The sequence below is a fragment of the Actinoplanes sp. HUAS TT8 genome (genome assembly GCF_051380535.1).
Taxonomy (GTDB): Bacteria; Actinomycetota; Actinomycetes; order Mycobacteriales; family Micromonosporaceae; genus Actinoplanes.
Map to the genome: position 1 here is coordinate 4,430,684 of NZ_CP195646.1, position 21,159 is coordinate 4,451,842.

A 21,159-nucleotide genomic window follows, 5' to 3' on the forward strand; every position below is an offset into this window, starting at 1 on the left:
CAGATGTCAGCCCGAAAATGGGTGGCTGCCGCATGCGGCGTGATCACCGCGGTCGCCGCGGTGGCCACCCCGGCGGCCGCCGCCAATCCCGTCATCACCGCGATCTATACGGCCGACCCGGCGCCGCTGGTCGTCGGCAACACGATGTACATCTACGCCGGGCGCGACGAGGCGACGGCGACCGGCAGCAATTTCGTGATGCGCGAATGGCACGTCCTGTCGTCGACCGACGCCAATACCTGGACCGACAACGGCGCCAAGGCGAACATCGGCACGTTCGCGTGGGCCGGGGCGGACGCGTGGGCCGGTGAGGTCGAGCCGCGAAACGGAAAGTATTACTGGTACACGTCGGTCAACGGCAACGGCGCCGGGTGGATGGACATCGGTGTGGCCGTCGGCAACAGCCCGCTCGGGCCGTTCACCGACGCCAAGGGTGGGCCGCTGATCAGCGACAGCACGGCCAATTCGTCCGGGCTCAACATCGACCCGACGGTGTTCGTGGACGACGACGGCCAGGCCTACATGTATTGGGGCGGTTACTGGGGGCCGCGCGCGGTCAAACTGGCCAGCGACATGATCAACACGGTCGGGTCGGTGGTCACGCCGGCCGGGCTCACCAATTACTGGGAGGCGCCGTGGATGTTCAAGCGCAACGGCACCTACTACCTGATGTACGCGGCCAATGACACCAACGGCTGCGTGACGAATTCGAATTACGCCTGCCAGCGGTATGCGACCGCGTCGAATCCGCTCGGGCCGTGGACGCAGCGCGGGATCGTGCTCGGCCAGGTGTCGTCGACGACCAACCATGCCGGCATCGTCGACTTCAACGGCCAGTCGTACCTGGTCTATCACACCGCCGACGCGCCCGGTGGCGGGAATTTCCGCAGGTCGGTGGCGGTCGACAAGCTGTACTGGAACGCGGACGGCACGATCCAGAAGGTAATTCCGACCGTCGGCTCTTCTAATGGGACAAATCTGGCGAGTTCCGCGACCGCCTCTACCTCCTACGTCTCATCCTGGGAGTCGCTGGCCGCGATCAACAACGGCGGGACACCGGCCAATTCACAGGACAGAACCAATCTGGCGTACGGGAACTGGCCGCAACAGGGCACGCAATGGGTCGAGTACCAGTGGCCCACCGCGCAGTCGATCAACAAGTCGTCGGTGTACTGGTTCGACGACAACCAGGGCATCGACGTGCCCGCCTCCTGCCAGGTGCAGTACTGGAACGGCAGCGCTTACGTCGCCGTACCCGGGCAATCGTCCTGTGGGGTGAATGGCAACACCGAGAACGTGATCACGTTCAACACGGTCAGTACGACCCGTCTGCGGTTGTCCGTCACGTCGCGCAGCGGCTACTCCACCGGCATCCTCGAGTGGAAGGCATTCCAGTCATGAAGCGCGCCTACGGCATGACTCTGCTCCTGGTCGCGGCCGTGATCAGCCTGCCGGCGACGGCGGCGCAGGCCGCGCAGACCATCGGCCTGCCCACGTTCAACGGTTCGACCATTCCGCAGCCGCCGGTCGCCTATTCCACCGGCGACACGATGAAAGCGATCTACGACGCCGAATCGGGTGGCACCGATTTCTGGATGGACCGGCTGCTGACCCGCAACGGCAGCGACCCGGCCGGGAACTTCCTGATGACACGTGGGCGCGCGGCGTTCATGTACACCTACAACCCGGCCGTGATCGGTTTCGGCGGCAACGCGGCCTACTGGGACAACATCAGCAGCCAGAACGCGTACGCGGTGACCGCCTCGCCGGGCACGTTCACCGAGCAGGCGGCGCAGCGCAAGCAGACGCCCAGCTACGCGAAGACCGTGCACACCAGCGGCACCTTGCGGGTCGAGGCGACCCGGTACATCACCAACAACAACGTCATGGTCACCAACCTGGCCGTGGTCAACACCGGCACCGCGTCGGCCACGATCACGTTGAACGCGACCTCGCCCTACGCCACCACGGTCAGCGGCACCGAGCTGACCGGCACCCGCGCGGTGAAGAACAGCCTGACCACGATCTATCCGCGGTTCTCGGGTGACGGGTTCACCGCGGCCAGCGGCGCGCTGAGCCGGTCGGTGACCGTGGCCGCCGGGGCCACCGTGACCACAAAAGTGCAGCTGGGCATGGTCGCGAACGAGATCCCGGCGTCGCTGACCGACTACAACTCCTATCGTGCGCTGAGTGCGGCCGACGCGTTCGCGACGCACGTGCGGGCGTACAACAAGTGGTGGGCCGACAACGTCCCGTACATCGATGTTCCGGACCCGGCGATCAAGAAGAACATCTACTACCGCTGGTGGCTGATGCGCTTCAACTATCTGGACGCCGACATCCCCGGGCAGGACTTCCAGTTCCCGCAGTCGGTCGAGGGCGCGACCGGGTACAACAACGCGATCGCGCTGACCCAGCCGATGCACATCGACGACCTGAAATACCTGCGGAACGCCGAGTACTCCTACGGGCCGTACCTGGCGGTCGGGCAGTACTCGGCCAACGGCCGGTTCGTCGACAACCCGGGTGACCCGGAGAACTGGTCGAACTCGTACACGCAGTACATCGCCGAGGCGGCGTGGCGCGCGTACCAGATCCACGGCGGGCAACCGGCCATGCTGAACAACTTCGCCCGGTACGCCGAGGGCGACGCCAAGGGGCAGCTGGCCACCTACGACACCAACAACAACGGCGTCATCGAGTACGACTGGGGCGCGATGACCGGCAACGACGCCGACGCCGTGTCGTTCCACTGGAAGGCCGGCAACCTGGACCGGGCCGAGACGGCGTACGTCTGGAGCGCCGCGAACGCCGCCCGGGACGCGTACACCCTGGCCGGGAACACGGCCAAGGCGACCGAGATGCAGACGCTCGCCGACCGGATCAAGAACGGTGTCGTGAACACGCTCTGGAACCCGGCCGACCAACTCCTGGAGCACAAGCACGTCGCCACCAACACGTTCGTGCCCTGGAAGGAGATCAACAACTATTATCCGTACGCGGTGGGGCTCATGCCCAACACCGCCGAGTACCGCCAGGCGCTGCGGTTGTTCGCCGACCCGGCGCAGTACCCGATCTTCCCGTTCTACACGGCGAACCAGGTCGACAAGGCGGCGGCCGCCGCGGCCGGCAGCCCGGGCAGCAACAACTTCTCGACGATCAACTCGACCGTGCAGTTCCGGCTCTACTCGTCGGTGCTGCGCAACTACCCCAACCAGTGGATGAGCGCCGACGACTACAAGAAGCTGCTCTACTGGAACAGCTGGGCGCAGTACGTCAACGGCAACACCGACTGGCCGGACGCCAACGAGTTCTGGGCCGACTGGAACGGCAGCGCCATCACGTACCGGTCGTGGATCCACCACAACATCCTGGGCAGCAGCAACTGGACGATCATCGAGGACGTGGCCGGGCTGCGCCCGCGCAACGACGCGCAGATCGAACTGTCCCCGATCAACATCGGCTGGCCCAACTTCGCGGTCAACAACCTGCGCTACCGCAACGCCGACCTCTCGGTCGTCTGGGACGACCCGGCCGACGGCGTGGTCAAGTACAGCGGCGTCCCGCAGGGCTACTCGATCTTCCTGAACGGGACCCGGGTGGCGACCGTCAACCAGCTCACCCCGTTCACCTACAACCCGGCGACCGGGGCGGTCACCTTCCCGACCGGTTCTTCCGGCACGGTCGCGTACAGCGCGGCGTTCACGTCGCTGCAGGCGCCGCAGAACGTGGTGCTCGGCGGGGACCGGATCACCGACGTGTTCGCCAAGGCCGGGGTCGACCTGACCTCGACCGCCACCAACCTGGCCGCGGGAGCCACCACCTCGGCGTCGTACACCACCTCGGGGACGACCACGGCGGCCGCGGTCGACGGGCTGCCGACGAACTCGCCGCTGTGGGGCAGCTACGGCAGCACCAACGCCACCGACTGGTACGAGGTCAACCTCGGCACGGCCAAGACGGTCGACGAGGCCAGGATCTACTTCCGCAACGACCGGGCCACCAACCGGTACCGGCCACCGTCGGCCTACACCGTGCAGTACTGGAACGGCTCGGCCTTCGTCGCCGCAACCTCACAGGTCAAGACACCGACCGCACCGCAGTCCAACTACAACAAGGTGAACTTCACCCCGGTCAGCACGACCCGGCTGCGGATCCAGTTCACCCAGCCCACCGGCACGGCCAAGACCGGGCTGACCGAACTCAAGCTGTACCAGCGGGGCACGGTCGTACCGCCGGTCTCCACCAACCTGGCGCTCACGGCCACCCCGAGCGCGTCGTACACCTCGTCGTGGGAGTCGGTGAACGCGCTCAACGACGGCATCGACCCGCCGTCGTCCAACGACACCGTCAACCCCCGATGGGGTACGTGGCCCAACACCGGCCAGCAGTGGGCCGAGCTGACCTGGCCGTCGGCGCAGTCGCTGACCTCGGCCCAGGTCTACTTCTTCGACGACGGCCAGGGCATCGACCTGCCGGCGTCGTGGAAACTCCAGTACTGGAACGGCACGGCGTACGTCGACGTGCCGTCGGCCAGCGGGTATCCGGTCGCCGCCAACCAGTACAACGTGGTCACGTTCCCGCAGCTCAGCACGACCAGGTTGCGGGTCGCCCTGACCAGCGGCACGGCCTCGGTGGGCCTGCTGGAGGTGAAGGCCTTCAGCTGACCGCCGGGCCGGGCACGGGGATTGCGCCCCGTGCCCGGCCCGGTCGTCCGGGCTACTGCCGATCGGGCCGCCGGTCTTTCCGATCATCGTCGACAAGCCGGTCCAGCCGGCCGGAGATCCAGAGGGTGATGACCGTGGCCGCCAGTGACTCGACTCCCTGAACCGGCATGCCCAGGGCATGCGCGAGGGCAGCGGCCACCGTCCCACCCGTCGCACCCCCGGATGCCGCGGCGCCCAGAATGACAGCGGTTCGCAGTGGTAGTCGCATCTCAACTCCGTCCTGAAGGTCTCGATGCGATGAGCCTTCACCGCCGGCCGCCGTCGCCCGACCGGCCGCGAACAGCGCCGCCGGATCCGAGCTTGACCAGCCGCGACGGGCTCCTGTTCGCTGGGTGCCAGCGAACAGGCCGGGGGATGAACGATGCCGGGACGGGAAGCGAGCTCGCTCTACGGTGGAGCCCGCGAGCTCCACGAACTTCTGCTGGAGCTACGTGCTGCGCGATCGTTGCCGTCGTTGCGGAAGATCGCCGAGGCGGCCGGAACGTCGCCGGGCTACGTCAGCGACATTCTGCAGGGCAAGCGGACCCCTGGCCCGGACCTCGCCGAACGTGTCGCCGCCGCACTGGGGGCCGGCCCGGACCGGCAGCGCGCCGCCCGTCGGCACGCCGAACGCGCGGAGCTGGATCCCAAACCGGCCGACCCGGCCCCGCCGAAGCCCTACCACCTGCAGGAACTGAGGCCGGCCGGAAGCCCCGCCGAAGAGTCGCTCAGCGCCCTGCTGGAGGCGCACCGGGCGGTTGTCGACTTCTACGGTCGTTCCGAGGAACTCGGCCGGCTCGCGGCCTGGCGGGACGACAACTCATCGATGGTTGCCGTCACGCTCGTGGTCGGTGCCGGGGGCGAGGGCAAGACCCGGCTGGCCCACCGATTCTGCGCCGGGAGCGATGGATGGGCGACTGTCGAGGCGAGGCACACCGTCGATCTGCGGCCGATCGCCCGCCGGGCGAGCAGCCGCCGCGCCGCGGCGTCGCGCGGACTGATCATCCTCGTCGACTACGCGGAGCGATGGCCGTCGGCGCATCTCCTCCTGCTGATCGACGACATGCTGACCGGGACGACGGTGCCGGTCCGGGTGATCCTGCTCGCCCGATCCGCGCGTATCTGGTGGGACGTCCTGCGCAAGCACCTGCGGCAACGCAGCGTCAGCGCCGACATGCTCCGCATCCCCCGACTAGGGATCTCCGTCGAGGAGCGAAAGGCGATCTACGCACTCGCCGTGGCCCAGTTCGCCGCGGTGCTGGGGGCTGAGCCAGAAACTCGTCCCGAATTGCCGGCCGCGCTCGTCCGCGACGAGAACGCGGGCCAGGCGCTCACCCTGCACATGGCCGCGCTGGTCGCGGCGGACGCGGCGATGCGCGGCGTGCGGGGTCCGACCGACCCCGCCTCGTTCTCCGCCTACCTGCTCGATCGTGAGCTGGACTACTGGCGACAGATGCACGACAAGCCGGCCGAGCCGATGGTGACCTCACCGGCGACCATGGCCCGGGCGGTCTTCCTCGCGGCACTCACCGGGCCGCACGACTGGTTCGACGCCACCGCGGCGCTCAACCGGGTGGGGCTCGGAGGCGCATCACCGGATCAGGTTCTCGACGACCACTTCGCCTGTTACCCGGCCGAGGACGGCATGTCGGTGCTGAATCCCCTCTACCCGGATCGGCTCGCCGAGGACTTCATCGCGCTTCAGATCCCGGGTTCTCCGGCCGCGACCACACCCGATCCCTGGACCACGCCCGCGGTGCAGCGCCTGCTGCCGACCGCGGAGGATCCCCGGCCGGACTACTTTCCCAAGTTCATGGCGGTGCTGACCGCCTGCGCCCAGCGCTGGCCCCACATCGCCCACGGCCTTCTCTACCCGTTGGTGACGGCCAGGCCCGGGTTGATGATGACGGCCGGAAGTCCGGCGCTGATCGCCATCAGTGAACTTCCCGACCTTCCCACCACGGCCCTGCAGGCCTTGCAGGATGCGTTCCCGAACGACTGGCAGAGCGACGCCGCCGAGGGCATCGCGGCGATCGCACAGCGCTACACCGATCGGGTCGTTCCCCACACCGACCTGGACACCCAGGCCTATCTGTACGTCCGCCTCGCCTCATGGCTGCGGGAGGCCGGGCTGCATGAACGCGCTCTGGCCGAGTCCGAGAAGGCAGTCCGCATCCGCCGGACGATAACCGGCGTACCCAGGGAACGAAACGATCCGGCCCTGGCCGCGGCCCTCCGAGGAATGGCGGTGTCGTTCGCCACGTTCGACCGGCACGACGAGGCGCTGCGAGCCGTCCGGGAAGCCCTCGATCTGTGGAAGGCCATGCCGCGAACGGACGCGGAGGGTTACGACCACCACGTCGCGCTGGGGTACGACAACCTCAGTGTCCAACTGGGCGCGTCCGGTCGTACCGAGGAGTCGATCCAGGCGGCGAGATCCGCGGTAGAGATCTACTCACGGCTGGCCCCGCGCCGGGCCTACTTCACGAAATGTCTGGCCCTCGCGTTGCACCACCTTTCCGCGCGACTGAACGAGAGCGGACTCGCCACGGAGGCAATCACGCCGGGCCAACAGTCCGTGAGCATCTATCGAGAGCTCGTGGGAACGATGCCCTCGGCCGTCCCCGAACTGGCCACCGCGTTGAATTCGATGGGCAATGTCATGGCCGATGCCGGGAATCCAGAGGCAGCGATCGATCTCGCGGTTGAAGCGGTCGCCCTGGCCCGTGAACTGGCCCTCACGAATCCGGCCGGCCAGCTGCCTCTGCTCGGGGTCAATCTCTACAACCTGGCCCATCACCTGGCGGAAGGAGGCCGGCCGCAGAAAGAGGTGTCCCAGGTCGCCGAAGAGGCCCTGCTGGTGTGCCGGAAGCTGGTGGCGGCCGACCCGACCGCCTTCTCCAAGACGCTCGTCAACATGCTGTTCGGGCTGAGCGGGATCGCCCGGCGTTCCGGCAACGTCGCGGAAGCCACGGAACTCGCGCAAGAGGCAGAGCACGGACCGGCGGCCCGGTATCTCAAACGGACGCACACCGGTTGACGCGCGCCAAGGCGATGATCACGCTCCCATCGTCGGATATCGTTCGGTGATGGAGCAGGCCCGGACCAAACTGGCCGATGTCGCACGAGTGGCCGGGGTGTCCCGGGCCGCTGCGTCGCGGGCGATGAACGGCGCCTACGGCGTCTCCGACGAGGTGCGCGACCGGGTGCGAGCCGTCGCCGAGCGGCTCGGGTTCGAGCCGCACGGGGTGGCGCGGGCCCTGGCGACCGGGCGGGCCAGCGCCGGAACCCGGGAGCGGATCGAGATCCTGATCGTGGACCCGGATCCGCAGGCGCTCAGCGTCAAACCGTTCTACAGCCGGGTCCTCACCGGGGCGACGCGGGCCCTGGCCGGGCAGGACGTCGCGCTGGAGTTGCGGCTGGTGCCGGCCCCGCCGGTGGCCGACACCGACCCACCCTTCGGCCGGATCCTGATCAACATGCCGGCCGGGCCCGGCGCGGCCTACGCGCGCCGCGGGCGCACGATCGCACTGGGTGAGAGCGCGCCCGGTGTCCCGTTCGTCGCCCCCGACAACGACAGCGGCGGCTTCCAGGCCGCGGTGCACCTGGTGACGACCGGCCGGCGGCGGGTCGGTGCGGTGTTCGGGCCGGACACACCGTGCGCGCGGGAACGCAAGGCCGGCTTCCTGCGGGTGATGGCCGGGGCCGGGCTGACCGTGGTGTCCGCGCACGGCGACTTCACCCGGGCCACCGCCCACGCCGCCGCCCAGGACCTGCTGGCCCGGGAGCCGCGGCTGGACGCCGTCTTCGCAGCCTGCGACGTGTCCGCGATGGGGGTCCTGCAAGCCTTGCGGGAGGCCGGTCGCCGCGTGCCGGACGACGTGGCCGTCGTCGGCTTCGACGGCAGTGCCCTGGCCGAGGCGGCCGACCTGTCGTCGATCTTCATGCCGGTGGAGGAGGAGGCCGCGTCCGCGGTCCGGCACCTGCTCGATCCGGCGCTGCCCTCCCCCGGCCGCCTGCCGACGGCCCTGACCGTCCGCGGCTCCAGCTGACCGGCCGGAGTGCCGGTACGCTCGCAGGCCAACTGGCGGCGGCCGCTTATCGGATCAGCCCTACCCCGCAGGCTCGGTCCAGCCCGCTCACCGCTGCCGCGGGCCCGCCGGTCAGTCGTCTGCACGCCTCGGAGGGCACGGTGGCCGTCGCGACCGACCCCTCGTCGGGGTTGCCGGCCGCCGGGGACAACGAGGGCGTCGTACGGCTGTGGCGGCTCGGACACGGTGCACCGGAAGCCCTGGCCTGGACCGTTCCCGCGCTCGCCGACAGCGTCGACTCGGTTGCCCTGTCCGGTGGGCTCCTGGCCGTCGGCGGAAAGAGCGAGACGGTCACGGTGTGGGACGCCTCCGGGTCCGAGCAGCCCCGGCCGGTCACGACGATTCGCGTCGCGAGCCAGCCGAGATACGCCCTCGCGCTGTCGACGGATGCCCGCACACTCGCCGTAGCCGGCGACGACGGGATCCATCTGTGGGACGCCCGGTCCGGACGGGGATTGCCGGGCCCACCTCGACCAAGCCCGGGAACCGGCAGGCGGAACCCTCGGCGAGAACTCCGGACAACGCCGGACACGGCCGGGGCGGCTTCTTCAGGCCGGCTTGGAGCTGGTCGAGGGGCCGCAAGGGCGTCGCCGCGGCCACGCCTGTCCCGGCGTCACTGGCAGTACCCGTCGCCGTCGTTGCCGCCGTACGTTCCGATCGTCCCGTCGGCCGTGACCTTCACGCACTGCCCGACCACGTTCGCGGAACTCGCCTTCACCATGATCTCGGTCGCGTTGGCGCCGACCAGCCGCCCGAACGGCTCGGCCGTGACCGCCCGCACCGCGGCCACGCCCACCGGGTACGTCAGCTCGGCCGTCTCGGTCTTGTTGAAGTAGACCGTGCCCGGTGTGTAGTGCGGCCCGGACACCGCCGGAGTCGCAGCGGCGATACCGGCCGCGATCATCATCGTCACCATGTGCACCTTGAATCCCCCCTCGTGCTGATGGGGAAAGCGTTTCAACTCCGCACCCCGGCCGGGGTGAAACCCGTGATTCTCACGCTCGTCGCGTCGAGCGCGCGTTCGGGAGCGGCCGATCGGCGGGCACGGCGATTTCTCCGGAAATGGGTCCCGCGGGCTGCGTACCGGCACGCCTGCGAAGCAAGCTTGTCGGCGTGCAGATCGGTGAACTCTCCCAGCGGGCCGGCGTGAGCGTGCGCGCCCTGCGCCACTACGAGGTCGAGGGGTTGCTGCGGCCCGGCCGCTGCGCCAACGGCTACCGCGTGTATCAGGACGACGCCGTCGAGCTGGTCCGGCAGATCCAGGCGATGATCGCGAACGGGTTGCCGATCCGGATCATCCGCGAGGTGCTGCCCTACCTGGACGGGCCCACCGATCTGATGCCCGAGGTGCCGTGCGATCACCTGGTCGAGCAGGTGGCCGCCCAGGTGGCCCAGCTCGATGAGCGCATCCGCAGCCTGACCCGGAACCGGGACGCGCTCGGCGCCTACCTGCTCGCGGCGCGGACGGCGCTTGACCCTGACGCAGGTGTCATGGTTCTAGCGTCCCGGCATGAGCATTCCCGCGACGATGCGCGCGCTGCGCCAGGCGACCCTTCACGGCCCGGGTGACCTGCGGCTGGTCACCGATGCACCGGTTCCGGTGGCCGGCCCCGGCGAGGTGCTGATCCGGGTCGGTGCGGCCGGCGTCAACTTCGCCGACGTCATGCAGACCCGTGGGACGTACGAGGGTGGGCCGCACGCGCCCTACACGGCCGGTTTCGAGGCTGCCGGCACGGTAGTCGCGCTCGGCACCGCCGTGACCGGCCCGGTGGTCGGCGATCGGGTGATCGGCACCGGCTACGGCGCTTTCGCCGAGTACATGGTGCTGCCCGCGGCGACGGTGACGGCGGTGCCGGCCGGCTGGGCCGACGAGCAGGCGCTCGGGCTGGTGCTGAACTGGGCGACCGCGCTGGCCGCGCTCCGGCCGCTGGGCCGGGTCACCGCCGTCGACACCGTGCTGGTGACCGCCGCGGCCGGCGGTGTCGGGCAGGCGGCGGTGACCCTCGCCCGGCACTTCGGCGCCACCGTCATCGCCACCGCCTCGACCACAAAACATGATGTGGTACGGACCCTGGGCGCCCACCACGTCCTCGATCGCCGCACCGCCGACGTGGCCGCCGAGGTGCGACGGCTGACCGGTGGCCGGGGTGCCGACCTGGTGCTGGAGTCGATCGGCGGCGACTCGTTCCGCACCGCTCTGGCCGCGGCCCGGCGGGTCACCGGCCGGGTGGTCGTCTTCGGTCACGCCGGCGGCGAGGCCGCGCTGACCAACCGCGACCTGGTCTTCGACCATCAGATCCAGGTGACCGGCCTGCACATCGGGGTCCTCGGCACGGCCGCACCGGAACTGTTCGCCGAGCTGATGGACGAGTTGGCCGAGCTGATCGCCGCCGGCGTGTACCGGCCCGGCCGCCCGGCGGTCGCGGACCTCGCCGACGGGCCGGCCGTGCTGGCCCGGATGGCGGCCGGGGCCACCGTCGGCAAGCTGGCGTTACGCCCTTGACCGACGGTGGCCCGGAACCGTTCTAGGAGATGGCGAAGGACGGGTGCGGCGGCTGGTTGTAGGCGGTGTTCTGCCAGGCCACGGCCTCGCGGTACATCCGGTCCTGCATCAGCGACGTGTGCGAGATGCTGGTGCTGTCGGTCGTCGAGTAGATGCGTAGCCGGGTGTTGTCGGTGGTCGGCCAGATGACCTCTTCGCGCCAGTCGCCGAGGATGTCGGCCTGCAGGGACGGCGTGGCCTTGGTGCTGTTGTTGGAGTGCACGTCGCTCGCGGTCAGCAGGCGGGTGTCGGCGCTGGTGCCGTACTTGTCGATGTGGGTGCCGTCGAGCAGTTCACGCTGGGCGTCGCCGTCCCACCAGATGACGAAGTTGGTGCTCGACGGTTTGCGGCCGATGTTCTGGCCGGACGTGTTGTACAGGCCGGAGACGCCGGACGACCAGGATTCGGCACCGGGGCTGCCGGCGTAGATGTCGTCGGAGACGCCGCGGCCGTTGTCGCAGCCGCAGGACGCGTTGGACCAGATGATCGCGCCGGTGCGGGCGTCGGCCATCCACGCGGCCAGCTTCGTGGTGCCCTCGTCGACCTTGAAGATCTCCAGGCCGGACCGGCTCGGGATCAGGTCACCGACGTGGTACGCGTCGCCGTGGCCCTGGCCGTTGACCCACAGGCCGGCGCCGTTGTCGTCGACGGCCATCGCCCCGTACAAAATCTCGTCCTTGCCGTCGGCATCGACGTCGGCGATGGAGAGCTGGTGATTGCCCTGGCCGGTCCAGGCCGACCCGTTGGTGGAGGAGTTGCTGTCGAAGGTCCACTTCCGGGTGAGGGCGCCGTTGCGGTAGTCCCAGGCGACGATGACCGAGCGGGTGTAGTAGCCGCGGGCCATGATGATGCTCGGGTAGGAGCCGTTGAGGTAGGCGGTGCCGGCCAGGAATCGGTCGACCCGGTTGCCGTAGCTGTCACCCCAGGACGAGACGGTGCCGCGCGGCACCACGTAGTCGGCGGTGGCCATCGCCTTGCCGGTCTGCCCGTTGAAGACGGTCAGGTATTCCGGCCCGGACAGCACGTAGCCCGACGAGTTGCGGTAGTCGGCGCTGGAGCTGCCGATGACCGCGCCGGTGCCGTCGGTCGTACCGTCGGCGGTCTTCATGACCACTTCGGCCTTGCCGTCGCCGTCGTAGTCGAAGACCTGGAACTGGGTGTAGTGCGCACCGGCCCGGATGTTCTTGCCCAGGTTGAGCCGCCACAGGCGGGTGCCGTTGAGCTTGTACGCGTCGATGATGACCGGCCCGGTGTACCCGGACTGCGAGTTGTCCTTGGAGTTGGACGGGTCCCATTTGAGGACGATCTCGTAGGAGCCGTCGCCGTCCAGGTCGCCGACCGAGGCGTCGTTGGCCGAGTAGGTGTAGGCCACCCCGTCGGGCGTGGTGCCACCGGCCGGGATCTGGATCGGCACGTCCTGGTAGGCCGCGGCCAGGGCCGTCGTGGGTGTGGCGGCCTTCAGTGAGGCGGTCTCCACCCCATTGATCAAAGGCTTCACCGTGTACGTCGCCCCGACCGGCGCTCCCGCGTCGGTGAAGTTGGTGCCCTTGGTGATCGGGGCGGTGTTCACCTTGGTCGAGCCGCGGTACACGTCGAACGCGATGCCCGCCGGGTCGGAGGCGAGCAGGCGCCAGGACAGGAAGTTGCCGCCCGTGGTCCGCAGGCTGATCAGCCCGCGATCCAGGTTGTCGACGGCCGCCGGTGTGACCGCGGCGCCCGCGGCGGTGGGGATTCCGCCGGTGGTGAGCAGGACGGCGGCCACGGACAGGCCGCAGAGGATTTTGCGTCGCATGGGGGATCCCAACGTGGTTGAGGACAGGGACGCACCGCTACTGAAGCGGTTAACCGGACCGTAACACCACGGCAACGTAAGCCATAGACCGACTCAAATTCCTGAAAGGATTCATCGACCTGTTGACCCGGGCCGGAGCCGGGTAGAGGATTCTGCGGGAATGCGCTTTCCTGTCGAGGAGGACCGATGCGACGAGCCCTGCTGGTCATCCTGCTCCTGCTGCTTCCCACGGCACCCGCGGCCGCCGCCACCAGGACCCTCGAACGACTCGACCGTGGCCTGGTCGCCGCGGCCACCGGCAACGGCGTCTTCCTCAGCTGGCGTCTGCTCGGGCCCGAGGCCACCGGGCACTCCGCCACCGGCGTGACCAGCGCGCCTTTCCGGGTCTACCGGGACGGCAAGCGGATCGCCACGGTCACCGACAGCACCAACTACCTCGACCCGGACGGCACGACAGCCTCGACGTACCAGGTCGCCCCGGCCGGCGGCGCGCGCAGCGAACCGGTCAAGCCGTGGGCCGAGAACCACTACGACCTGCCGCTGCAGAAACCGGCCGACGGCGACGGGTACACGTACTCGGCCAACGACATGAGCGTCGGGGACGTGGACGGCGACGGGCAGTACGAGTACATCGTCAAGTGGGATCCGTCCAACTCCAAGGACGTCTCGCAGGTCGGCTACACCGGCAAGGTCTACGTCGACGCGTACGAGATGGACGGTTCTCTGCTCTGGCGCATCGACCTGGGCGTCAACATCCGCGCGGGCGCGCACTACACCCAGTTCCTGGTCTACGACTTCGACGGCGACGGCCGCAGCGAGATCATGATGAAGACCGCGCCCGGGACCCGGGACGGCCGGGGCCGCCCGATCACCACGCCCGGCCACCAGGTGACCGAGGACTACCGGCTCAGCGCGGCCGGCTACTACGAGCACCTGGTCACCATGTTCCAGGGCTGGACGACGCATCCCGAGGTGGTGGCCGGGCACTGGCCGGCGACACTGGAGCAGGCGTTCGGCATCGAGCCGCGCTACTCGTACCCGCTGAACCGGGCCGACGCGTCGGCGCTGGTCGACTACTTCATGGACGTCTACGCCCCGGCCCGCAGCACCCGGAACGTGCTGCGCGCCTTCGAGGGCTTCATCGTCGACGGCCCGGAGTACCTGACCGTTTTCGAGGGCCGGTCGGGACGCGAGTTGGAGACCATCCCGTACAAGCCGGGCCGGACCGACGACGGCCTGATGTGGGGCGACTACGCGATGCCCCGGATCGAGCCGGGCAACCGCGTCGACCGGTTCCTGGCCGGGGTCGCCTACCTCGACGGCCGGCACCCGTCGGCGGTGTTCGCCCGCGGCTACTACACCCGCACGACCCTGATCGCCTACCGCTGGAACGGCCGCCACCTGGTCGAGAACTGGTATGTCGACAGCGGCTGGGTGCCGATGACGAACCCGTTCGACGACACCCCGCACGGACGCGACGGCACCTCGCGGGAGTTCGGCACGATCACCACGCAGGGCTTCCACTCGCTGAGCGCGGCCGACGTGGACGGCGACGGGCGGCAGGAGATCGTCTACGGCAGCGCCACCATCGACGACGACGGCTCGCTGCTCTACTCGTCGTCGGGCACCATGCCGGACGGGAGCACGGCCCGGCTCGGGCACGGCGACGCCATGCACGTGACCGATATCGATCCGCAGCGCCCGGGACTGGAGATCTTCACGGTGCACGAGGGGGCCACCGCCGCCCCCTACGGCATGGCGATGCGCGACGCCCGTACCGGAAAAGTTCTTTTCGGCACCTACTCCGGTGTCGACACCGGCCGCGGCATGATCGGTGACGTCCTGTCCGAGGAACCCGGCCTGGAGGCGTGGGCCAGCCTGCCCGGCGGCTCCGGCGCGCTCGGGCTCTACACCGCCGACGGCCGCAAGCTCGCCGACACGCTGCCCGGCACCAACCAGAGCATCCGCTGGTCGGCCGACCTGACCACGCAGATCCTCAACGGCGCGGGCACGGTCACCCCGACGATCGACGACTGGCGACGCGGCACCCTGCTGACCGCCACCGGCACGCTGTCGAACAACGGCACGAAGGGCAACGCCTCGCTCATCGCCGACGTCCTGGGCGACTGGCGAGAAGAGCTTTTCCTGCGTACGGCCGACAGCAGTGCCGTGCGGATCTTCACCGGCACCGAGGTCACCGGCCACAAGCTGTACACGCTCATGCACGACCCCCAGTACCGCGTCGAGGTCGCCCGGCAGCAGACCACCTACAACCAGCCGTCCTATCCGAGCTTCTACCTGGCCTCGGACACCGATTGGTCGAAGGTTCCGCGGCCGTGACCGGCACGTACGCTCGTCGCCATGGTTGCGCCCACCCCCGACGATCTCGGCCTGGCCACCTGGCGGCGTGACCCGGACACGGTGATCCGCCACGCCGTGTCGGCACCGCCCGGAGCCTGCGACGAGCTCACCATCATCGCGAGCCGGGAGCGGACCGGGGTCGCCACCGACTGGCCGGCCCACTCGCACCCGATGCACGAGCTGGTGTGGGCGCGCGGCGGGACCCTGACGTCCCGGATCGGGAAACGGATCTTCACCGTGCCGCCCGGGTTCGGTCTGTGGCTGCCGGCCGGGGTCGTACACGGTGGCCGGCTGACCGCGGCGGCCGAGCTGCACGACGCGTTCTTCGCGCCCGAGCGGTCCCCGGTCGCCTTCGCCGAGCCGACCCCGATCACGATGACCCCGCTGCTGGAGTCGCTGCTGCTGCGCCTGGCCCGTACGGATCTCGACGCCGGCGCGCGGGCCCGTACCGAGGGTGTCGTGTTCGACGTGCTGGAGCCGGCCCCGCGGCAGTTCGCCCTGGAGCTGCCCGGTGATCCGCGGATCGACCCGATCGCCGAGGCGCTGCTGGCCGACCCGGCCGACGATCGCGGCCTGCAGGAGTGGGCCGATCAGCTGGGCGTGAGCGACCGCACCATCACCCGGGCGTTCCGGGAGGCCACCGGGTTGTCGTTCGCGCAGTGGCGGCAGTCGCTGCGGGTGCACGAGGCCCTCGCGCTGCTCTCCGAGGGTGCGGACATTCAGGCCGTCTCCGAGCGGCTCGGGTACGCCCAGCCGAGCACGTTCATCGCGGCGTTCCGCCGGGTGATGCGGGTTACTCCGGGCCGGATGATGTCCGGAATCCCGTATCCGATGTCCTGAGTGCCGGATTGCCGAATCACAAGATCATCATCTAGCCTCCGTTAGGCAAGGCAAACCTAACCTGAGGCGGAGCGGCTCGATGTTGCGTGGTGAGCAGCTCATACTCGGCTACGGCAAGACCGCCGTGGTCCACGGCGTCTCGGTGACGCTGGAACCCGGCCGGGTCACCGCGCTGATCGGCCCCAACGGCAGCGGCAAGTCCACCCTTCTGCGCGCCCTGGCCCGGCTGCACCGCGTCGACGACGGCCGGGTGCTGCTCCGGGACCGCGCGGTGTCGCTGCTCAACGCGCGGCAGTTCGCCCGCGAGGTCACCCTCTTCTCGCAGTCCCGCCAGGCCCCGCACGGGCTGACGGTCAGCGAGGTCGTCGCGTTCGGGCGGCATCCGCACCGGCGACGCTTCGCCGGCCCCTCCCCCGACGACCGGAAGGCGATCGACGACGCGATGACCGCCACCGGCGTACGGGAAATGTCCGATCGTCCGGTCGGTGAGCTTTCCGGCGGCGAGATGCAGCGGGTCTGGCTGGCCGCGTGCCTGGCCCAGGAGACCGGGGTCGTGCTGCTCGACGAGCCGACCAACCACCTGGACCTGCGCTACCAGATCGAGACCCTCGACCTGGTCCGCGACCTGGCCGACGAGCGCGGTGTCGCCGTCGGCATCGTGCTGCACGACCTCGACCAGGCCGCCCGCGTCGCCGACACCCTTCTTCTCATGCACGACGGACGCGTCCACGCGACCGGCGACCCCTTCGACGTGCTCACCGCCGAGCACATCAGCGAGGTCTACGGCCTGCCCGTCGAGGTCGAGGCCGACCCCCGGACCGGCCGCATCCGCATCGACCCGATCGGGCGTCACACCACCCGCAAGAAGATCCACCCAGGAGAAGAAACCCCATGATCCCCGTTTCCCGCCTCGTCGCCTCGGCGGCGACGCTCGCCCTCGCGGCGACGGTCGCCGCCTGCGGCACCACCAAGGTCGAGCCGGCCGCCGCCAACTCGGCCCCGCCCGCGTCGGCGACCTGCGCCGACGACAAGACCACGACGGCGACCGGCCCGGTGTCGCTGACCGACGGCGTCGGCCGCAAGGTCGAGCTGGCCAAGCCCGCGTCCCGGGTCGCCGTGCTGGAGTGGCAGCAGACCGAGGACGTGCTCACGCTCTGCCTCAACCCGGTCGCGGTCGCCGACGCCAAGGGATACGGCACCTACGTCAAGGCCGAGGCGCTGCCCGCGACCGCGGTCGACACCGGTGAGCGCGGCGAGCCCGACCTGGACAAGCTCTACGCGACCAACCCCGACCTGATCATCGTGGAGGCGTTCAAGGCCGACGACGAGATCATCACCAAGCTGGAGAAGCGCGGTGTCCCCGTCCTGGCGACGGTCGGCGCCGACGCGACCGGCCAGATCGCCAACATGAAGAAGGTCTTCTCGATGATCGGTACGGCCACCGGCCGCACCGAGCGCGCCGACGCCGTCCTCAAGCAGTTCGACGCACACCTGGCCGAGGCCAAGCAGAAGGTCGCGGCCGCGAACTCGACCGCCCGGGACTTCCTGTTCTTCGACGGCTGGATCGAGGGCGGCAACGTCGTCATCCGCCCGTACGGCCAGGGCGCGCTCTTCACCGAGCTCGGCGAGCAGCTCGGGATGACCGGGGCGTGGACCGACGCGATCAACAAGACGTACGGCAGCGGGGGCGTGGACCCGGCGTACGGCCTCGCGCAGACCGACATCGAGGGACTCACCGCGGTCGGCGGCGCCACCCTGTTCTACTCCGACGACCAGACCGCCGACAGCTACGTCAAAGAGCTGGTCAAGAGCCCGATCTGGACCAAGCTGCCGGCCGTCGAGGAGGGTCGCGCGTACACCTTCCCGGCGGGCGTCTGGGGCGCCGGCGGGCCGAAATCCAACGAAGAGGCGATCGACGCCTACGTGAAGATCCTCACCAAGTCGTGAGCGACACCCGGGCGCCGATCGGCCTCGGGCGTGGCGCGAGCGGGACGGCCGTACTGGCCGTCCTGCTCGTCTCCGTGTTCCTGACCGGCCTGTGGCACATCACGCAGGGAACCTCCGGGGTGGGGTTCTGGGATCTGCTGCGCTACCTGCTCGGCGCGCACGAGAACGTCGGTGGCGTGCCGATCGCCGACGTGCTGACCGGCTCCCGCCTGCCCCGCGTGCTCGCCGGGATCGCGGTCGGGGTCGCGCTCGGCTCGGCCGGGGCGCTGCTGCAGTCGGTCACCCGCAACGCGCTCGCCGCCCCGGACACCCTGGCCGTCACCGCCGGCTCGTACTTCGCGCTGTGCGCGGTCGCCGCGTTCGGCCTCGCCGTGCCGCTGTGGGCCTCGGGCGCGGTGGCGTTCGGCGGTGGCCTGCTCGCCGCCGCCGTCGTGCTCGGCCTGGCCGGCACCGGCTCCGGCCTGGGTTCGACCCGGCTGATCCTGGCCGGCTCGGCCGTGGCGCTGGCCCTGGACGCGGCCACCGCGATGCTGCTGATCCTGTTCAAGGAGAGCACCACCGGCCTGTACGCCTGGGGCAGCGGCTCCCTGGCCCAGCTCAACATCGACGCCGCCCTGCGCGCCGCCCCGGTCATCGTCGCCGTCCTCGCCGTCGCCGTGCTGCTCTCCCGCCGCCTGGACGTGCTCGGTCTGGGCGACGACACGGCCGCCTCGCTCGGCGTGCCGATCCGCTCGACCCGGCTCGTCGCCATCCTCTGCGCCGTCCTGCTGACCAGCCTCTCGGTGACCCTGGCGGGCCCGATCGCGTTCATCGGCCTGGCCGCGCCGGTCGCGGTCCGCCTGGTCGCCGACCGGGTCGGCGTGTTGAGCCGGCACGCGTTCCTGATCCCGGCCTGCGGGCTGGTCGGCGCGCTGCTCGTGCTGCTGGCCGACTCGGTGCTGCGGGCCGTGCTCGGTGCCCAGGCCGCCGCGTCGATCCCCACCGGCATCCCGACGTCGCTGCTCGGCGCCGTGGTCATCGTGATCCTGGCGCTGCGGCTGCGCGACGCCGGCTCGGCCCGCTCGGCACCCAGGGCACACGTCGCCGTCCGTTCCCGCCGCCGTTTCGTCACCGTCCTGATCGTCGTGACGGTGCTGCTGGTCGCCACCGTGATCGTCGGGCTGCTGGCCGGCAGCCTGTGGTTGCGCACCGGTGACCTCGCGCTCTGGGTGCAGGGCACCGCGCCCGACCTGATCGCCCGGGCCCTCGACGACCGGGCCCCGCGGGTCGCGGCGGCCGTCGTCGCCGGGGCCGCACTCGCCCTGTCCGGAACCGTCGTGCAGGGCACGGTCCGCAACCCCCTGGCCGAACCGGGCGTGCTCGGCATCACCGCCGGGGCCGGGCTGGGCGCGGTCATCGTGGTCACCTCCGGCCTGTCCGGCAGCCACACCATGCTCGTCGCCACCGCCGTCGCCATGGGCCTGGCCACGTTCGGGCTGATCGCCGCCCTGTCCTGGCGCGGCGGCATCCTGCCCGACCGGTTCCTGCTCATCGGCATCGGCTGCGGCTACGCGCTCAGCGACATCAGCACGTTCCTGCTGCTGCGGGCCGACCCGTGGGACACGCCGCGCATCCTCACCTGGCTCTCCGGGACCACCTACGGCCGGACCTTCGCCGACGTGCTCCCGGTCCTGCTGGTGCTCGTGGTCGCCGCCCCGGTGGTCGTCGGCCTGCGCCGCCAGCTCGACCTGCTGTCGATCGACGAAGACACCCCCAAGATTTTCGGCGTACGCCGGGAAGCCGCGCGACTCACCCTGCTGACCGTGGCCGCGGTCGCGGCGGCGGTGAGCGTCACCGCGGTCGGCGTCGTCGGTTTCGTCGGCCTGGTCGCCCCGCACATCGCCCGCGGCCTGGTCGGTGTCCGCCACGGCCGCATCATCCCGGTCGCGATGCTGCTCGGCGGCCTGCTCGTGTGTGTCGCCGACGCGCTCGGGCGCACCCTGATCGCCCCGTCCCAGATCCCCGCCGGGCTGATGATGGCCCTGGTCGGCGCCCCCTACTTCGTCTGGCTGCTGCGCCGTTCCCGCGCCTGACCGGGTTTCCGGCCGAGCAGCAGGGAGAAGCGCAGCTCGTCGCCCGGGGCGGTCAGGTCCAGCGTGTCCACGGTGAACCCGGCCGCCCGCAGGTCGCGGCGCACCGAGCGGGCCGTGGCGGTCCGGTAGTACATGACGAAGGAGGGTGCCACGACGGCGTTGCGGACCAGCATGGCCAGGTCGAACCCGAGCGTGCTCCAGTAGGCGCCGTTGTCCCGGGCCGGCAGCTCGCCCAGCGCGACGGCGAACAGCCCGCCCGGCCGCAACGCCCGGTGCACGCCGTCGAAGAACGCCGGCCGCTCCGAGGGCAGGAAGTGCCCGAGCGCCCCGAACGTCACCGCCAGGTCGAACCCGCTGTCGAACGGCAGCGCCCGCGCGTCGGCCCGCACCAGCGTGGCGCCCGGAACCGCGGCGTGCGCCTCGTCGAGCATGCCGGCGCTGAAGTCGACCCCGGTGACCTGCTCACGGCACATCCGGTCGAGGACGGTCAGGCCGGCGCCGGTGCCGCAGCACACGTCCAGGCCGCAGTCGAACGGCCCGTACGGCGACAGCGCCTCGACGGTCGCCTCCAGGACGTCGGCCGGGGTGCGGAACGGGGTGTGGTCGAACTTCGGGGCCAGGAAGTCGTAGCCGCGCTCGACCGAGGTCAGCGCCTGGACACAGAGTTCCCGCAGCGACGGCCCTTGAGGAGAGAACACCGCCCGACCCTACTCGCCCCGGCCCGCGCCGGCCGGATCGCTGTGAATACGTCATAAAGTGTCCTTCCACTCCCTCTCTCTACCTTTGTCGATACGTAAGCGTCCTATCG

15 protein-coding genes are annotated in these 21,159 nt (G+C 70.1%); 11 read left to right on the plus strand and 4 right to left on the minus strand.

Translation table 11 applies throughout. The annotated features are described in order from the left end of the window. Window positions 1-3: 3 nt before the first annotated feature. Together ACSHV8_RS19970 and ACSHV8_RS19975 are read left to right on the plus strand one after the other, a co-directional pair. Window positions 4-1,401 (plus strand): family 43 glycosylhydrolase, encoded by a 1,398-nt coding sequence (locus tag ACSHV8_RS19970; RefSeq protein WP_436535237.1) that lies wholly within the window; start codon window positions 4-6, stop codon window positions 1,399-1,401. Next, on the plus strand, window positions 1,398-4,667 hold the full coding sequence (locus ACSHV8_RS19975) for a discoidin domain-containing protein (RefSeq protein WP_436535238.1): 3,270 nt from the start codon (window positions 1,398-1,400) through the stop codon (window positions 4,665-4,667). The genes ACSHV8_RS19970 and ACSHV8_RS19975 overlap by 4 nt, the downstream gene beginning before the upstream one ends. A 52-nt stretch (window positions 4,668-4,719) precedes the next feature. On the opposite strand, the gene ACSHV8_RS19980 is transcribed toward ACSHV8_RS19975, so the two are convergent. After that, window positions 4,720-4,866, minus strand: a complete 147-nt coding sequence (locus ACSHV8_RS19980) for a hypothetical protein (protein ID WP_436535239.1) — start codon at window positions 4,864-4,866, stop codon at window positions 4,720-4,722. 222 nt (window positions 4,867-5,088) lie between these two features. Between ACSHV8_RS19980 and ACSHV8_RS19985 the strand changes: the two genes are divergently transcribed. Then, window positions 5,089-7,746, plus strand: a complete 2,658-nt coding sequence (locus ACSHV8_RS19985) for a tetratricopeptide repeat protein (RefSeq protein WP_436535240.1) — start codon at window positions 5,089-5,091, stop codon at window positions 7,744-7,746. A 49-nt stretch (window positions 7,747-7,795) separates the two neighbouring features. Continuing rightward, a complete protein-coding gene (locus tag ACSHV8_RS19990; RefSeq protein ID WP_436535241.1) occupies window positions 7,796-8,758 on the plus strand; it encodes a LacI family DNA-binding transcriptional regulator in 963 nt (320 codons plus the stop codon). A 652-nt stretch (window positions 8,759-9,410) separates the two neighbouring features. Here the strand turns inward: ACSHV8_RS19990 and ACSHV8_RS19995 are convergent. After that, the gene (locus tag ACSHV8_RS19995; RefSeq protein WP_436535242.1) at window positions 9,411-9,710 is read right to left on the minus strand and encodes a hypothetical protein; all 300 of its coding nucleotides are present in this window, start codon (window positions 9,708-9,710) and stop codon (window positions 9,411-9,413) included. A gap of 200 nt (window positions 9,711-9,910) precedes the next feature. Between ACSHV8_RS19995 and ACSHV8_RS20000 the strand changes: the two genes are divergently transcribed. Then, window positions 9,911-10,366 (plus strand): MerR family transcriptional regulator, encoded by a 456-nt coding sequence (locus ACSHV8_RS20000; RefSeq protein WP_436535243.1) that lies wholly within the window; start codon window positions 9,911-9,913, stop codon window positions 10,364-10,366. Beyond that, a complete protein-coding gene (locus tag ACSHV8_RS20005) occupies window positions 10,308-11,300 on the plus strand; it encodes an NADPH:quinone oxidoreductase family protein (RefSeq protein WP_436535244.1) in 993 nt (330 codons plus the stop codon). The genes ACSHV8_RS20000 and ACSHV8_RS20005 overlap by 59 nt, the downstream gene beginning before the upstream one ends. 22 nt (window positions 11,301-11,322) lie before the next feature. Here ACSHV8_RS20005 and ACSHV8_RS20010 read toward each other — a convergent pair whose 3' ends face one another. Continuing rightward, window positions 11,323-13,131, minus strand: a complete 1,809-nt coding sequence (locus ACSHV8_RS20010; RefSeq protein ID WP_436535245.1) for a rhamnogalacturonan lyase — start codon at window positions 13,129-13,131, stop codon at window positions 11,323-11,325. 186 nt (window positions 13,132-13,317) lie between these two features. Between ACSHV8_RS20010 and ACSHV8_RS20015 the strand changes: the two genes are divergently transcribed. The 5 genes from ACSHV8_RS20015 (at window position 13,318) to ACSHV8_RS20035 (ending at window position 20,351) form a co-directional block, all read left to right on the plus strand. Then, complete coding sequence (locus ACSHV8_RS20015; RefSeq protein WP_436535246.1) at window positions 13,318-15,471, plus strand: rhamnogalacturonan lyase; 2,154 nt, start codon at window positions 13,318-13,320, stop codon at window positions 15,469-15,471. 21 nt (window positions 15,472-15,492) lie between these two features. Continuing rightward, window positions 15,493-16,332, plus strand: a complete 840-nt coding sequence (locus ACSHV8_RS20020) for a helix-turn-helix domain-containing protein (protein ID WP_436535247.1) — start codon at window positions 15,493-15,495, stop codon at window positions 16,330-16,332. A gap of 79 nt (window positions 16,333-16,411) precedes the next feature. Next, a complete protein-coding gene (locus tag ACSHV8_RS20025) occupies window positions 16,412-17,227 on the plus strand; it encodes an ABC transporter ATP-binding protein (protein ID WP_436535248.1) in 816 nt (271 codons plus the stop codon). Beyond that, on the plus strand, window positions 17,224-18,279 hold the full coding sequence (locus ACSHV8_RS20030; protein ID WP_436535249.1) for an iron-siderophore ABC transporter substrate-binding protein: 1,056 nt from the start codon (window positions 17,224-17,226) through the stop codon (window positions 18,277-18,279). Before ACSHV8_RS20025 ends, ACSHV8_RS20030 begins: the two co-directional genes overlap by 4 nt. Beyond that, window positions 18,276-20,351, plus strand: a complete 2,076-nt coding sequence (locus ACSHV8_RS20035; protein WP_436535250.1) for an iron ABC transporter permease — start codon at window positions 18,276-18,278, stop codon at window positions 20,349-20,351. The genes ACSHV8_RS20030 and ACSHV8_RS20035 overlap by 4 nt, the downstream gene beginning before the upstream one ends. On the opposite strand, the gene ACSHV8_RS20040 is transcribed toward ACSHV8_RS20035, so the two are convergent. Then, the gene (locus tag ACSHV8_RS20040) at window positions 20,315-21,049 is read right to left on the minus strand and encodes a class I SAM-dependent methyltransferase (RefSeq protein ID WP_436535251.1); all 735 of its coding nucleotides are present in this window, start codon (window positions 21,047-21,049) and stop codon (window positions 20,315-20,317) included. The genes ACSHV8_RS20035 and ACSHV8_RS20040 overlap by 37 nt on opposite strands. Window positions 21,050-21,159: the final 110 nt, after the last annotated feature.

Bases quoted from the DNA above. Each gene is read 5' to 3' on its own strand.
- ACSHV8_RS19970 (WP_436535237.1), top strand. From the start codon at position 4: ATGTCAGCCCGAAAATGGGTGGCTGCCGCATGCGGCGTGATCACCGCG.
- ACSHV8_RS19975 (WP_436535238.1), top strand. From the start codon at position 1,398: ATGAAGCGCGCCTACGGCATGACTCTGCTCCTGGTCGCGGCCGTGATC.
- ACSHV8_RS19985 (WP_436535240.1), top strand. From the start codon at position 5,089: ATGCCGGGACGGGAAGCGAGCTCGCTCTACGGTGGAGCCCGCGAGCTC.
- ACSHV8_RS19990 (WP_436535241.1), top strand. From the start codon at position 7,796: ATGGAGCAGGCCCGGACCAAACTGGCCGATGTCGCACGAGTGGCCGGG.
- ACSHV8_RS20005 (WP_436535244.1), top strand. From the start codon at position 10,308: ATGAGCATTCCCGCGACGATGCGCGCGCTGCGCCAGGCGACCCTTCAC.
- ACSHV8_RS20010 (WP_436535245.1), bottom strand. From the start codon at position 13,131: ATGCGACGCAAAATCCTCTGCGGCCTGTCCGTGGCCGCCGTCCTGCTC.
- ACSHV8_RS20015 (WP_436535246.1), top strand. From the start codon at position 13,318: ATGCGACGAGCCCTGCTGGTCATCCTGCTCCTGCTGCTTCCCACGGCA.
- ACSHV8_RS20020 (WP_436535247.1), top strand. From the start codon at position 15,493: ATGGTTGCGCCCACCCCCGACGATCTCGGCCTGGCCACCTGGCGGCGT.
- ACSHV8_RS20025 (WP_436535248.1), top strand. From the start codon at position 16,412: ATGTTGCGTGGTGAGCAGCTCATACTCGGCTACGGCAAGACCGCCGTG.
- ACSHV8_RS20030 (WP_436535249.1), top strand. From the start codon at position 17,224: ATGATCCCCGTTTCCCGCCTCGTCGCCTCGGCGGCGACGCTCGCCCTC.